Origin of the sequence: Mycoplasma sp. Mirounga ES2805-ORL (genome assembly GCF_017084445.1) — a bacterium.
In the GTDB taxonomy this organism is placed as follows: domain Bacteria; phylum Bacillota_I; class Bacilli_A; order Mycoplasmatales; family Metamycoplasmataceae; genus Mycoplasmopsis.
Genome location: NZ_CP070947.1, coordinates 362,942 through 378,100, shown reverse-complemented (window position 1 = coordinate 378,100; position 15,159 = coordinate 362,942). Strand labels below are relative to the sequence as shown.

Annotated in this window: 16 protein-coding genes and 1 pseudogene; all 17 read left to right on the top strand. The window is 28.1% G+C overall.

Annotated features, from left to right (window positions below; translation table 4 throughout):
* Positions 1 to 161 precede the first annotated feature (161 nt).
* Positions 162 to 3,008, top strand: coding sequence for a DNA polymerase III subunit alpha (dnaE, locus tag JXZ90_RS01630; RefSeq protein WP_205848651.1), 2,847 nt, complete (start codon positions 162 to 164; stop codon positions 3,006 to 3,008).
* 2 nt (positions 3,009 to 3,010) lie between these two features.
* Positions 3,011 to 3,937, top strand: a complete 927-nt coding sequence (locus JXZ90_RS01625; protein WP_205848650.1) for a 5'-3' exonuclease H3TH domain-containing protein — start codon at positions 3,011 to 3,013, stop codon at positions 3,935 to 3,937.
* 73 nt (positions 3,938 to 4,010) lie between these two features.
* Entirely contained in the window at positions 4,011 to 4,910 is a 900-nt protein-coding gene (locus JXZ90_RS01620) for an SPFH domain-containing protein (RefSeq protein ID WP_205848649.1), read from the top strand.
* A 102-nt stretch (positions 4,911 to 5,012) separates the two neighbouring features.
* Complete coding sequence (locus JXZ90_RS01615) at positions 5,013 to 6,725, top strand: hypothetical protein (protein WP_205848648.1); 1,713 nt, start codon at positions 5,013 to 5,015, stop codon at positions 6,723 to 6,725.
* A 14-nt stretch (positions 6,726 to 6,739) separates the two neighbouring features.
* The gene (locus JXZ90_RS01610) at positions 6,740 to 7,081 is read left to right on the top strand and encodes a thioredoxin domain-containing protein (RefSeq protein ID WP_205848647.1); all 342 of its coding nucleotides are present in this window, start codon (positions 6,740 to 6,742) and stop codon (positions 7,079 to 7,081) included.
* Between the two features lie 2 nt (positions 7,082 to 7,083).
* A complete protein-coding gene (uvrC, locus tag JXZ90_RS01605; protein WP_205848646.1) occupies positions 7,084 to 8,790 on the top strand; it encodes an excinuclease ABC subunit UvrC in 1,707 nt (568 codons plus the stop codon).
* A 388-nt stretch (positions 8,791 to 9,178) separates the two neighbouring features.
* On the top strand, positions 9,179 to 9,484 hold the full coding sequence (gene rpsJ, locus JXZ90_RS01600; protein WP_205848645.1) for a 30S ribosomal protein S10: 306 nt from the start codon (positions 9,179 to 9,181) through the stop codon (positions 9,482 to 9,484).
* 52 nt (positions 9,485 to 9,536) lie between these two features.
* Positions 9,537 to 10,169, top strand: a pseudogene (gene rplC, locus JXZ90_RS01595) (50S ribosomal protein L3); the annotation flags it as partial.
* Positions 10,170 to 10,387: 218 nt separating this feature from the next.
* Entirely contained in the window at positions 10,388 to 11,497 is a 1,110-nt protein-coding gene (rplD, locus tag JXZ90_RS01590) for a 50S ribosomal protein L4 (RefSeq protein WP_205848643.1), read from the top strand.
* Positions 11,497 to 12,069, top strand: coding sequence for a 50S ribosomal protein L23 (gene rplW / locus JXZ90_RS01585; RefSeq protein ID WP_205848642.1), 573 nt, complete (start codon positions 11,497 to 11,499; stop codon positions 12,067 to 12,069). The genes rplD and rplW overlap by 1 nt, the downstream gene beginning before the upstream one ends.
* Before the next feature lie 63 nt (positions 12,070 to 12,132).
* Entirely contained in the window at positions 12,133 to 12,978 is an 846-nt protein-coding gene (rplB, locus tag JXZ90_RS01580) for a 50S ribosomal protein L2 (RefSeq protein WP_205848641.1), read from the top strand.
* Positions 12,978 to 13,253 (top strand): 30S ribosomal protein S19, encoded by a 276-nt coding sequence (rpsS, locus tag JXZ90_RS01575; protein WP_205848640.1) that lies wholly within the window; start codon positions 12,978 to 12,980, stop codon positions 13,251 to 13,253. Before rplB ends, rpsS begins: the two co-directional genes overlap by 1 nt.
* Positions 13,253 to 13,600 (top strand): 50S ribosomal protein L22, encoded by a 348-nt coding sequence (rplV, locus tag JXZ90_RS01570; protein ID WP_371808122.1) that lies wholly within the window; start codon positions 13,253 to 13,255, stop codon positions 13,598 to 13,600. The genes rpsS and rplV overlap by 1 nt, the downstream gene beginning before the upstream one ends.
* 5 nt (positions 13,601 to 13,605) lie before the next feature.
* On the top strand, positions 13,606 to 14,280 hold the full coding sequence (rpsC, locus tag JXZ90_RS01565) for a 30S ribosomal protein S3 (protein WP_205848639.1): 675 nt from the start codon (positions 13,606 to 13,608) through the stop codon (positions 14,278 to 14,280).
* Positions 14,258 to 14,683 (top strand): 50S ribosomal protein L16, encoded by a 426-nt coding sequence (rplP, locus tag JXZ90_RS01560; RefSeq protein ID WP_205848638.1) that lies wholly within the window; start codon positions 14,258 to 14,260, stop codon positions 14,681 to 14,683. The genes rpsC and rplP overlap by 23 nt, the downstream gene beginning before the upstream one ends.
* On the top strand, positions 14,683 to 14,892 hold the full coding sequence (rpmC, locus tag JXZ90_RS01555; protein ID WP_205848637.1) for a 50S ribosomal protein L29: 210 nt from the start codon (positions 14,683 to 14,685) through the stop codon (positions 14,890 to 14,892). Before rplP ends, rpmC begins: the two co-directional genes overlap by 1 nt.
* Positions 14,889 to 15,158: a 30S ribosomal protein S17 gene (rpsQ, locus tag JXZ90_RS01550; protein WP_205848677.1), complete on the top strand. Its 270-nt coding sequence runs from the start codon at positions 14,889 to 14,891 to the stop codon at positions 15,156 to 15,158. The genes rpmC and rpsQ overlap by 4 nt, the downstream gene beginning before the upstream one ends.
* Position 15,159 lies beyond the last annotated feature (1 nt).

Sequence of the window (15,159 nt, the reverse complement as noted above, 5' to 3'; positions counted from 1 at the left end):
TAATGGTTTTGGGGAGTTTTTACTATATTAATTTACAAAATATGCATGTTTTGTTCCATGTTTTTTACTTTAATTTATTCTATTGCCGATTTGTTAATAAATTTCGAATAATATCTTCAAATAAAAAAAATGACAATTGTTTTTAAATATATAATAAAAACATGACTAAATTTACTAACTTATATAACCAAACAAGATATTCATTTGATGAATCAACTTTAAAAATGGAATTATTAATTGAAAATGCTGTTTCTAGAGGGCTAACTAGTGTAGTTTTAGCTGATAGAAATAATCTTTTTGCATATGCTGAATTTGTAAAACTTTGCAAAAAAAATAACTTAAAACCAATTATTGGAATTGATTTGGATGTTCAAGATCACCGTTTTATTTTATTGGCTAAGAATTATCAAGGTTTTCAAAAATTAAATACTTTAGTTCTTAAACAAAGTTTAAATAAAGATCTTGAAATTGATGATATCGTTGATAGAAACTTAATAATAATTGACCACCCTACTGAAGGTTTATTTTCTAAAACGAAAGATAATTCTCTTTTTAATTTAGATAATTATTTTGTATTTTCTAATAAATATGTTGATTCCAAGTCAATTTTCTTTTTTCAATTAAATAAAAACGAACAACTTAATTATGATGAACCTATTGTAGATGAGAAATTGTTAATTAATAACCAAAGAATAATTGATCAATGTAATTTATTTTTTCCTGAAAAAAAATTACATTTAGCGAACTTCAATAACAATAACGAAGATGAAAATAGAGAGTTTTTCTATAAGTTACTGAAAAAAAATTTGCTGGTAAAGAAAAAAGAGTTTCCTAATTCCGATCAAACGTGAAAGGATAGATTAAATTATGAAATTCAAATAATTGATGATTTAGGATTTATAAATTATTTCTTAATTATTCAAGATATCGTTAATTGGTCCAGAGACAATGGAATCGAAATTGGTCCGGGTCGTGGAAGCGCCGCTGGTTCATTAGTTTCATATCTCTTAGGAATTACCAAAATAAATCCGCTTAAGTATGATTTATTATTTGAAAGATTTTTGAACCCAAAAAGAGTTAGTTGACCAGATATTGACATTGATATTCAAGATAACCGTAGAGATGAAGTATTTAATTATGTTCAAGAAAAATATGGCTTTGATAGAGTTGCTAAGATTACAACATTTCAAATGATCGGAGCAAGAAGCGCTATAAAGGATGCTGCTAGAAATTTAGGAATTAAACCATCTGATGCAGATCAAGTTTCAAAAACAATTAATTCATATATTTCAGATGATTTAAAAATATCGTATGAAAAAAATATAGCTTTCAAAGTAGAAGTAGATAAATACCCTTATTTATTTGAGGAAGCAATGGAATTAGAAGGTGCTCCAAGGCAAATTGGACTCCATGCAGCAGGGATAATAATTGCCGATCAACCTCTAGTTAATTTAATTCCAGTTTCTTTATCTAATGATAATAAATTTCTACAAGTTCAATTAACTATGGAAAATATTGAAGATTATGGATTATTAAAAATTGACTTGTTAGGGTTAAGAACTTTAAGTGAAATCCAAGGAATTGAAAAGTATTTAACTAATGAACAAAAATTTGATTATTTAGTTGAACGAAATGAATTAGAGTTAGAGGACCCTGCAACTTTTGCCTTATTAAATACAGGCAATACAAAAGGTATTTTTCAAATAGAAACTAAGGGAATGGATAAGTATATAAGAAAATTAAAAACTAGTAGTTTTGAAGAACTTTATGCATTAATATCATTAAATAGACCTGGTCCTAAAGACTATATTAAGGATTATATTGAAGTTAAAAACAATCCTAATTTATATAAACCTATCGAAAGTCACTATGACAAGATTGTAAAACCAACTAATGGAATTATCGTTTATCAAGAACAAATTATGCAAATTGCACAACAAGTTGGTGACTTATCATTTGTTGATGCCGATTTCTTGAGAAAAGCAATTAGCAAGAAAAATGAAGATAATATAGAAAAGTATAGAAAATTATTTTATATAGGTGCCAAGAATAAAAATTTAAATGATTCAACTATTAAAAAGATATATGACAATATTAAGAAATTTGGAAATTATGGTTTTAATAAAAGTCATGCTGTAGCCTATGCATACTTATCAATGAAGATGGGTTATTATAAAACACACTATCCACATTATTTTTACCCATCACTGATTTCGGAAGCCGGAGGAGATCAAAACAAAATTAAAGATTTTGTTGATGAACTTAGAGGATTGCGCGTTAGAGTAGAATCTCCTAGCATACTAAATCCCACAAGTAAATGTGTTGTAAGAAATAATTCATACTTTTTGCCATTGTCCTTAATCAAGGGTTTAGGCAATGAGTCATTAATTAAAATAAAAAATGATTTAATTGAAAACGGACCTTTTAGTTCTGATTTATTCGATACTTTATTTAGATTAAGATTTTCCGGGTTAAAAGATAATCAAATTTCATTATTAATTAGAGCAAATGTTTTCAGAGACTATGGACATATGAAACAAGTCGAAGCATTTGACAAGCAAATTATTACATTCTATGATTTATTTAAGGATGATTCATACAAAGATGTAAAGGTCAAAATTGAAAAATTGGGTTATAACAAAATAAAATTTGATACAGATATAGATAGAGATATAGATTATGAAATTAGTAACGAGATTCAATTACTTGGTGGAATGTATAATGTTTCTGATACTACAAAACATGAAGCAAACTTTAAATATAAAATGAAGACAATACCGAGTGATGGACAATATTGATGTGTTGCTAAATTAATCACTATAAAGAAATTTACTGGTAGAAGCTATAAATTATATGAATTTCAAGATAGTTTTTCAACTGAAGCAATGTTTATTGATAAGAATTTATTTGATAGGTTTGAGCCATTAAAAATTGAAAGAATTTATAAAATTAAATTAGAATTGGGACGGAATGGAAAACCAAGATTATTAGATTGAGATGAGGTATAAAAATGAATTCAAACGATAGAAGTGTAGATGAAATTGATTTTCAATTAGGTTTTGATAGAAAACGATTTTTATTAATTGATGGTAATTTTTTGATGTTTCAAAGTTTTTATGCATCATCTTATTCAGGGCAACCTTTAATGACGAATAATGAAGGAACTCCAGTAAATGGTGTTCATGTTTTTCTAATGACTTTACATAAATTGATAAGTATTACAAATCCTAACTATATATTTATAGCATTTGATGCTTTTGGTAAAACAAAAAGGCACAATGAATATGAAGATTATAAAGCAGGAAGAACAAAAGCTCCAGAAATCATTTTCCCTCAATTTGCATTAATTAAAGAAATTTTAACAAAAATGAATATACCTTGAAAAGAAAAATTGGGAGATGAGGCAGATGACTTAATTGCCACATTAGCCTATAAAACAAATGAATGTAACAATATAATTTTTTCTAAAGACAAGGATTTATTGCAACTTGTAAGTGGAAATACATTTGTATTAAGAAAAAGAAAAGCTAATTCAACTAGCTATTTTGATTTAATTTCAAGCAACAACTTTTTGGATGAATATGAGTTAAATCCATCGCAAATTGCTGACTATAAAGGTATAGCTGGTGATCCATCGGATAATCTAAAAGGGATTCAAGGAATTGGTCATAAAACTGCTATTAAGTTACTTCAAAAATATGGTTCACTAGAATCAATTTTTAATAATATTAATGAAATAAAAGGAAAAACTAAAGATAAATTACTTGAAGGCCGCGAACATGGTGAGTTATGTAAAAAACTAGCTATTTTGAACACAAATGTTGACATGGACTTGAATATTGATTTATATAAATTAAACATTAACAAGGAAAGTCTAAAAGAAATTTTTGACAAACATAGTTTGGCATCAACAAAAGAAAAATTTTTAAAACTTTAATATCTACTTAAATTCAAAATGAAATATATAATATGTGTAAATACATATTTTTATAGATATTAAGGAGAAAAATATGACTTGAATTATTGTTGTAAGCGTTCTTGTTGGAGCATTATTACTATTTTTATTATTTGGATTTAGAATCGTTCCTCAAATGAAATTTAAAATTGTTGAAAGATTGGGTAAATATAATAAAACTCTAGAAGGCGGACTTCATTGAATTATCCCTCTAATTGATAGAGTAAAATTAACCGAAACAAAACAAGAAAAAGTATTCGATTTTCCAGAACAAGCGGTTATTACAAAAGATAATGTTACAATGCAAATTGATACTGTTGTTTATTTAAAAATCTTAGATCCTAAATTATTTGCGTATGGTGCAGAAAATCCATTTTTTGCAGTTGAATCTTTAACAGCTACAACTCTTAGAAATTTAGTAGGTGATTTAGAATTAGATGAAACTCTTACTTCTAGAGATACAATAAATGAAAAACTAAGAGAAATCTTAGATTCAGCAACAGATGATTGAGGAATTAGAATTATTAGAGTTGAGTTAAAAAATATTCTTCCTCCTCAAGAAATTAAAGAGGCAATGGAAAAACAAATGAGAGCTGAACGTGAAAAACGTGAACAAATTCTTATTGCCGAGGGTATTAAACAAGCCGAAATAACTAAAGCACAAGGTTACAAAGAAGCTAAAATACTAAATGCAGAAGCTAAAAAACAAGCATTAATTCTTGAAGCTGAAGGTAAAAAACAATCTATTGAATTAATAAACGAAGCAAAGCCTTCAAAAGAATTTATTCAACTTCAATCGCTAATTGCACTTAGTGAAATATCAAATGGTCAAAGCAATACTTTAATGTTTCCAACAGACATTGCACAAGCTGTAAGTTTAGGGACATTCTTTAATCAAGGAATGAAATTAGGAGAAAAAGCAGGTGATAAAACACCAACTAAAAAACCTGAATAATGCTTAGTGTAAGTTTTAAAAAATTCGCGGACCTTTTTTACCGCGATTTTTTTTATTAATTATCAATATTAGAATTATTAATAATATAATTAAGAACATAATATGAATAAAATGAAGCTAATAAAAAATAAAAATCTTATTTTTAAAAATAAAGAACTCAAAAAACCTAGTGATGTTGTGGGCGACGTTAGTTTTAACTATTCAATTGAATTTTTAAAATTTATTATTATTCTTTTACTAAGTGCCGCAGTTATGACAATTCATTATCAACATAGTCAAGAAAAAAGCAGTAGTGTTTTCTTTAATTTTTTAAGAAAAATATACATTTATTCTTTTGGCCAAGTTTTTGGTGACTTAGTGATTTTTATTCTTGTTGGTTCATATTTTACTTTTGCAACAAGATGGTTGAGTGTTGTTTTTAAAAAGTATTACTTTAGATGATTTAAAAATTACACGAGAGTTGATTATTGAATTTTGAAAAAAAGAATAATAACTTTTATATGACTTAATTTACTAGCTTTTGCAATTATTTATCATGCTGTTTTAGTGAGTTTAAGAGTAAATAATGCCTTTTATTATAAACCGAATGAATTAAAATTAATTTTTACAAAAGGTTGAGTATATTCTTTTTCAGGCTCGGGAAAAGATGTAATTAATTTTCCTATTTGTTATGGGAATGTAGGTATTGTTTTTGACACAATATTTAATATATTACATTGTGCTGTGCTTTCTCCGTTTTTGAGTATTTTTATCATAATATTAATAATATTATTATCATGATTTTGATTAGTCACTTTAAATCCAATTAAATATTTTAGGGAATTAAACACTAAGAAAAAGAACCTAATAATGATTGAAAATTACCTAAAGAAACCTAATAGTATTTTCTATTACACTGATGAATCTAAAAAAATTTTTGATTTTTATAAGAAGGCTTCATCAATTTTAAAATTAGATCATTACAAATTTAGTTTTGATTACATAATAAAGCAAGTTAATAAAAATATAGATTTATTTGCTAATCATAATTTAACCAAAGACTTCTTTATTAAGAAGAATATTAAAATTTCAAAAGATGAAAGAGATGAACAGGAATTTACAAAAATTTTGTTAACTAAGCAAAATGGTGCCAAAGATGCAGCTAATGTTATGATGCCAAATATTAATTTTGAATCGTTAGTTAATGGCAACGGAAATGAATCTGTTATTTTTGATACCACCGAAAAAACATTAGAACAAAGTGCTGAGTTTTCAAATAGCTATGAATATTCAATAAATGAACAAGGAAATGTGGTTAAGACATCTACTACAACAATTAATCTTAATTTAGGTAGCATTGAAAATGTTGATAATAAAAATAAGGTCCAAATTAATCGAGATGATATCATAGAGGAAACAAATATAGTAACTCCAAATGAAACAAAAGAAGTGAATTTAGGATTTGAATTAACCGATACTAATGAAATTGATGAAAAGACTAAAACGATTAGTTTTAATGAAGATAATTTAAAAGAAACATCAGAACTTAACATAGGTTTTGATGATGATTTTACAGACGAAAACACAATTAGTAAAACAATAAATATTAAATATCAAGATAAGGAATCTAATGATATGGCTAAAACTGTTGAAAGTTTTATTCCATCTAAATCAAATAAAGAAAAAGAAGATAATTTAAATATATTATTTGAAGATTTTGATCAAACCGATTCACAAATTATAAGCAACAATGTTTTATTAACTAAAACAACTGAATTAGCTACGGAAGATGATAGTGATGAATGAATTAGTCCAATTCTTGAAGATAACAATTAAAAAGGAGTTATGTAATGATTAGGATACTATTTAAAGATGTATTAAATATTTTGCTAGAAAATAAAAATTCTGATATTTTATATGTTTTGTATTTCTCTAAAAAAAATTGTTTTAAGTTAAAACAAATGGAAGTAATTTTAAAAGAAATTAGTAAATTGTATTCTAATAATAAAAATATTGTTTTCTATGAAATTGATGCTGAAGAGGCTGGAGTATATAGAGATCCTTTTGCCGAATTTTCAGTTCTTGAAATCCCGACTTTTATCTTTGTAAAAAATAACATTATTAAAAAGAACATTTCTAACTTTTGACCTAAAGACATCTTCATAGACATTATTGAGGAGTTTTTAGATTAAATATGACTTATGAAGAATTAATAAAAAAAATATCAACAATATCTACAAAACCAGGTGTTTATATTTGAAAAGATTCAGCTGGTAATATTTTGTATGTTGGTAAAGCTAAAAATCTTAGAAAAAGAATGCAGCAATATTTTAGAGGTAGTGTAAATAGTTACATGACTTCTACATTAGTTAAAAATATAGACTCATATGAAATATTTATAGTGCGCAACAATAAAGAAGCTCTCTTACTTGAAAAGCAATATATTGATAAATATAACCCGCCATATAATTTACTTTTGTTAGATGATAGAAGATATCCATACATTAAGATAGAGTTACAAAAAAAATTAAATATTTCTTTATCAAGAAATTTGAATAAAAAAGAAAATAAACATTTATTTTATTTTGGACCATTTCCTAACGGATACGGTGCTAATGTTATTTTAAAATTATTGCAAAGAGAAGCATTCTATGAAAAAGGTTTAGTTATAAAAAATAATGACTATCAATTTTGATTGGATAAATTTAATAATATTAAAAGTATTTTAAAATTTAACAACGTTCATTATATTAATGAATTAAAAAATAAAATGGAACAAGCTTCTGAACTAGAACAATATGAAATAGCTTTAGATTTAAGAAATTCTATAAATTACTTAGAAAAATTAAGAGAAGATCAAATTATTGAACTTAAAACATTTAAAAATATAGATGTTATAGATTTCAAATATGATGATAAAACAATTTATGTTACTATACTATTTTATAGATACGGATTATTAATAAATAAAGATAATCAGCAATTTAGTATTAATGGTAATTTAGAGTCAACTTTAGAAAACTTTATTGTTAAATATTACAATTCAAAGTTACTTCCAGAACAAATACTAGTTTCTAATGACTTTATTAATCTAGAATTAAATCTTCCTGATGAATTTAAAATAATCAACCCTAAAATAGGACCACTTAAAAGAGCTTTAGAAGTAGCGAGATTAAACCTAGACTATTTTTATGAAAATAAAATGTCTTCTAAAAATAATGATATTGAAAAAATTCACGCTCTTTTAACGACACTTAAAAAATATGTTCCTAATAATTCATTAGAAAGTATTCTAATCTTTGATAATTCAAATATTAATAATACAAATCCAGTAGGTGTTGCAGTTGCTTATATAAATGGAGTAAAAAACAAAGATCTCTATCGAAAATTTAATTTAAGTATTAATGTTTCGAGGTTAGCAGATGTTGAATATATGAAGCAAACCTTCACAAGATATTTTACAAATGAAAAGCTCAAAAAAGACTTTGATTTAATAATAGTAGACGGCGGAAAGGCACAAATTAAGGAAGCTAAAAAAGTTTTAAATAATTTAAATTTTAATATTCCGATTATTGGTTTAGTAAAAGATGGTAACCATAAGACTAGAGCTATTGTGGATTTAAGTCTTGAGGAAAGGGAAATAAAAGAAAAAGAATTATTTAATTTTCTTTCGGAAATTCAAATAGAAGTGGATAGATTTGCAAAGTCACATTTGAGAAATAGACAAAAAATTATATCTCTTGAAGGCAAATTACAATCGATAAAAGGGCTAGGGCCAGCTCTTGAAAACAAGTTATTAAATAAGTTTAAAACATATTCTAATATCTATAACGCATCGGAAGAAGAGTTGAGTGAGATTGTTCCTAAGGCTGTTGCGAAAGAGATAAAAAAACGTTTTTAGAAGAATTTTATTTAATAATTTAATGTTTATTTATACTTAACAACTAATTATGGTGTTTGGTATTTTTTTGTTAAATTTAGTTAATAAAAAACACTTTTATTTTTAATTAACTCATATTTTGTTTTTTACGCAAAAAAGTCGATTTTTAACTATGAAAATTGCTAAAAAAGAACTTTTTACTATTTTTTTGTTGATGAATATCTATTTACATATATATATTCTTAGGTTAAATGAAAATATTTACATACGAAAAATAACTTTTTATCTATAATTGAAAAGCAACTTTTACGTTGAAGCATAAGGTTGTTGATACACCAAATTTAGTTGTTGAGGATGTGTCAAGTAATTTATGTGGAGTAAAGTTCAGATAAGAACAAAGGAGACAACGATGAATAAATTAAATATCAAGGTGAAAGGTTTTGAACATCAATTAGTTGATTTCGCTGCTAAAAAACTTGTTGAATTAGCAACAAAAAATCAAACTAAAGTAAGTGGACCTATTCCTCTTCCAACAAAAAGAGAAGTAGTTACCATTTTAAGATCAGTTCATGTTAACAAAAAATCACGTGAACAATTTGAATCAAGAACTTTCCAAAGATTAATTGTTTTAATCGATCCAAATGAAAAAACAATTGATCAAATTAAAAGATTTGAATTTCCATCAGGTGTTGAAATTCAAGTATCACAAAAATAAATCCGACTTGTATGACAAGCGACGGTTCTCAAACAAAAATTATTAAGGAGACATTATGAAAGGAATCTTAGGACGTAAAGTTGGTATGACTCAAGTCTTTTCAGATTACGGTAAAGCTATTGCTGTTACTGTTATTGAAGTTAAACCAAATGTTGTTTCAAAAATTCTTTCTACAGATAAAGATGGGTATGTTGCAACTCAATTAGCTGTTGAAGATTTAAAGAAAAACAAAGTTAATAAACCTCTTAAAGGTCAATTTGACAAAGCTAAAACAACACCTAAGCGCTACATTAAAGAAATTCGTGATATGTCAGGTTACGAATTAGGACAAGAAATTTCAGCAAATATATTTAAAGCTGGAGAACTTGTTGATATTACTGGCATTTCAAAAGGTAAAGGTTTTGCCGGAACAATTAAAAGATGAAATCAATCAATTGGTCCTAAATCACATGGTGGTGGTGGAGGTAGTCAACCAGTTAGACAAACAGGTTCACTTGGGGATATCTCAGGTAACAAAGTTGTTAAAGGTATGACAATGCCTGGACATCTAGGTTCTGAACAAATAACAATTCAAAACCTTGAAATTATTAAAGTTGATATTAAAAACAATCTTTTACTTGTAAAGGGATCAATTCCTGGACCTAAGAAAGGTTTTGTTGTAATTAAAGAAGCTGTTAAAGGTCTTGCTAATAAACAAGCTACAGTTTTAGTTGACGTTGAAGAAGTTATCAAAATGAATGAACTTGTTGAAAGAGCAAAAAGATATGGTATTGAAGTTGTTGCGGGTATGCACTCAACAGACTTAGAACCTTTAATCTTAAAAGCTGAAGAAGATGAAGCTAAAGAAAAACAAGCTGAACAAGACAAAAAAGCTAATGAAGAAAAAGTTGAAGGAGATAAATAATGGCTGAAGCTAAAAAAACTACTGCTGACAAAGAAAAAGAAGCAAAAAAGAAATCTACAGCAACTAAAAAATCTGCATCAACTTCAAAGGCTAAAACAACAGCTACTAAAAAAGCTACAACTTCTAAACCAAAAACAACAGATTCAGACAAAAAAGATAAAAAAGTTCAAACAACAACAATCAACTTGACAATTGATAGACCTAAACGTAAAAAGGCTACTGAATTAGAAAAAAGAGCTCAAGAAGCTAGAAAAAGATTAGCCAAAGCTAAATCAGAAACAGAACGTAAAGAAATTATGGCTGAATTGGCAAAATTAGAAGCTGAAGTTAAGGCGGAAGCTGAAGCAAAAGCAAAAGCTGAACTTGAAAAATTAGCTAAAGTTGCTAGCGAAACAAAAGCTAAATCAGAAAAAATTAAATCTTCAAAATCTAAATTAGAATCAATGAAAGCAAAGAATGTTAAAGTTGATGCTAAAAACAAAAAAGAAGAATCTAAATTAACTAAAGTTGTTATCTTAGACTTTGATAACAAGAAATTACCAAAAGAACTTTTTGCAAGTTCAAAAATTTACGAACAAGCAATTTTTGACACAATTATTTCAGAAAGAGCAAGTCTTCGTCAAGGTACACACGATGTAAAGAATCGTGCAGAAGTTAGTGGTACAGGTAAGAAACCATGAAGACAAAAGGGTACGGGTCGTGCTCGTACAGGTTCATTAAGAACTCCAGTATTTGTTGGTGGTGGTAGAGCATTTGGTCCTACACCTGAAAGAAACTACAAATTAAAAGTTAATAAGAAGGTTAAAAAAGCTGCTTTTGTGTCAGCATTAACATTATTAGCTCAAAATAAAGCTGTAATTATTGATGATTTAAAATTAGATAAAGTATCAACTAAAGAAGCTGTTAAAAAATTAACATCATTAAAAATTAATGATTTAAAACATATATTAATTGTTTCTAGTGATGAAACAGTTGCAAAATCTGTAAATAATTTACAAAATGTTATTTGCGTACACCCATTTAGTGTAACTGTTGAAGTATTAATTTGAGCTGATGCTCTAGTATTATCAAACGAAGGTTTAAAAGTATTTGAAGGGAAGGTTAAATAATGGAATTAACAAATATTATTAAAAGACCAATTCTAACTGAAAAAACAAACAACCTTCAACAACAAAACACTTATACATTCGAAGTTGATTGAGCGGCAAATAAATTTCAAATTAAAAATGCGATTGAATTTATTTTCCAAGTTACAGTTACTAACGTAAATACATTAAAAGTTGATAAGAAATTTAAAAGAGTAGGACGTTTTGAAGGTTTTGAAAACCGTTATAAAAAAGCGATAGTTACTCTTAAAGAAGGGGATGTAATTAACTATTATCCTCAAGATGCAAATGTTAAAGCAGATGAAGCTAAAAAAGCAACAAAAGCTAAAGAACAAGCAAAAGCCGAAAAAGATGCAGCTAAAGAAAAAGAAGCTAAGTTAGCAGAAAAATTGGCAGCTAAAAAAGCTGCTAAAGAAAAAAACAACGAAAGCGAAAAGAAATCAACTGCAAAAGCTGAAAAACCTGAAGTAAAGAAAGAAGCTAAGAAACCAGCTACTAAAAAAACTTCAGCCCCTAAAGCAAAATCAACAGCTACTAAAAAACCAGCTGTTAAAAAAGAAGCAACAAAAAAATAGAGGAAATTAAATTGCTTAAAAGACAAAGTCCTCAAATATTTTTAAGCAAAGGAGATATTAAAAATGGCAATTAAACATTACAAGCCAACTACAAATGGTCGCCGTAATATGTCATCTATTAACTATCTTGAAACTTTAAGCGGACATGCTCCTGAAAAATCTTTATTAGTATTATTAAAGAAAAATTCAGGTCGTAATAACCAAGGTAAAATTACCGTTCGTCATAAAGGTGGAAGAGTTAAAAGATTTTACAGATTAATCGACTTTAAACGTAATAAAGATAATATCCCAGCAATAGTTAAGACAATTGAATATGATCCAAATAGGTCAGCAAACATTTGTTTATTAGCTTATGCTGATGGAGAAAAAAGATATATACTTGCCCCTCAAGGCATTAGTGTAGGTCAAACAGTAGAAAGTGGAGAAAAGGTTGATATTTTAGTAGGTAATTCATTACCACTATCGTCAATTCCTGAAGGTACATTCGTTCACAATATTGAAATGCAACCTGGCGGAGGCGGAATTGTCGCTCGTTCAGCCGGAACAAGTGCTCAAATACTTGGTAAAGACGATGATGGAAAATATGTTGTTTTACGTCTAAAATCTGGTGAAACACGTAGAGTATTAGCTCGTTGTCGCGCAACGATTGGTGTTGTTGGAAATAATGAATATTCATTAATTAATTGAGGTAAAGCCGGACGTAACCGTTATAAAGGTATTAGACCAACAGTTCGTGGTTCAGTAATGAACCCTTGTGATCACCCACATGGTGGTGGTGAAGGTAAACAACCTGTTGGACGTAAAGCACCTCTTACACCATGAGGTAAAAAAGCTCTTGGAGTTAAGACAAGAAAAACTAAGAAATCTTCAAACAAATTAATTATTAGAAGAAGAAAGGATGCTAAATAATGGCTAGAAGTTTATCTAAAGGTCCATTTATTGATGAATCTCTACTTAAAAAAGTAGAAGCAATCGTTGAGAAGAAAGCACCTAAAAAACCTATTAAAACATGAAGTCGTAGATCAACAATTTATCCTTCATTTGTAGGTTTGACATTCCAAGTTCACAATGGAAAACAATTTATTGATGTGTATGTTACAGATGATATGGTTGGTCACAAGTTAGGTGAATTCTCACTAACTAGAACCTTCAATGGTCATGGTGCTGATAAAGGTAAAAAATAATGACTCAACAAGCAAAAGCATTTGTTAAAGTTCAAAGAATCAGTGCTCGTAAAGCACGTCTAGTTGCTGATTTATTCAGAGGAAAAGACGTTAGAGAAGCATTGGGAATTCTTCACAACACAAACAAAAAAGCAAGTGAATTATTTATTAAATTATTAAATTCAGCAGTAGCAAACGCAACAAACAACCATGGAATGGATGCATCTAAATTATTTGTTAAAGAAGTATTAGTTAATGAAGGTCCAACCCTTAAGAGATTCCAACCTCATTCACAAGGTAGAGCATATTCAATATTTAAAAGAACATCACACTTATCAATCACTTTAGAAGAAAAAGAAGGGAAATAGTATTTATGGGACAAAAGGTTAATCCAAATGGATTCCGTTACGGAATCACAAAAGATCACAACACAACTTGATTTTCTGAAAAGAAAAACTATGGTGATTATTTAGTTCAAGATGCTAGAATCTACAAATTCTTTGATAAGTTAGTTCGTAAGTACCAAATCGGTGAAGTTAAAATTACACGTTCACAAAACTCAAAAATTACTGTTTATTTACACACAGCAACTCCTAACAAATTGTTATCCGAAAACGGAGAAACGATTGCAAAATTAGTTAAGGACTTGCAAAAACACTTAAAAGACAAAAACCTTGATATTAATTTACAAGTTGTTTTACTTAAGAAACCTGAGCTTAATGCTCGTTTAGCAGCTGAAAATATTGCGATTAAATTAGAAAATCGTGAAAGTTTCAGAGTTGCTCAAAAATTAATTATTAATGATGCTCTTAAAGCAGGAGCAAAAGGAATAAAAACTGCCGTAGCCGGAAGATTAAATGGTGTTGATATGGCCCGTACTGAAGGTTACTCACGTGGTGAAATGAAATTACATACTTTAAGACAAGACATTGATTATGCAAAAGCAACAGCTCGTACAACATATGGAGCAATCGGTGTTAAAGTTTGAATTTCTAAAGGTGAAAAATTAGATGGAGGTGATGACGATGCTTCAACCAAAAAGAACTAAATATCGTAAACCTTTTCTAGTTAGACACGATAAAAGAAAGGCCTTTAAAGGCAATAAAGTTTCATTTGGTGAATATGGTCTACAAGCAACAACAAGTGCATGAATTGACGCTCGCCAAATTGAAAGTGCCCGTATTGCGATAACACGTCGTATGGGACGTGAAGGACAAGTTTTTATTAGAATTTTCCCTCACTTCCAAAAAACATCAAAACCTATTGGTGTTCGTATGGGTTCAGGTAAAGGTTCACCTGACAAATGATATACAGCAGTAAAAGTTAACACTATGATGTTTGAAGTAAAAGGTGTTAATAAAGAAATAGCTTTAGATGCCCTTCGTCTCGGAGGACACAAACTACCTGTTAAATGAAAAATAGTAGCAAGCGATAAAGGAGAACAAAACTAATGGTTTATAAAAATTTAAAATCCAAGTCTGTTGAAGAACTCCAAAAAATGATTGCCGATTTAAAAGCTGAATTATTTACATTACGCTTTAAAAATGCAACTGGACAACTTGACCAAAGTCATAAAATTAAAGATGTTAGAAGAAGCGTCGCTCAATGTTTAACAGCATTAAAAGAAAAAGAATTAGAGTCTAAAAAAGGAGCTAAATAATGGAGAGAAATACTCGTAAAACTTTAGTTGGTAAAGTAACTTCTGCTCGTGGTGGTAAAACCATTTATGTAGAAGTAGAAAACTATCGTTCACATAATCTTTATTCTAAACGTTACCGTACAATTAGTCGTTTTGCAGTTCATGATGAAGCAAATAAAGCTAGTGTTGGTGACATCGTAAAGATTATGGAAACCAGACCTTTAAGTAAAACTAAACATTTTAGATTAGTTGAAATTAGACATCACGCTACTGAAGGAGAAAAGTAAT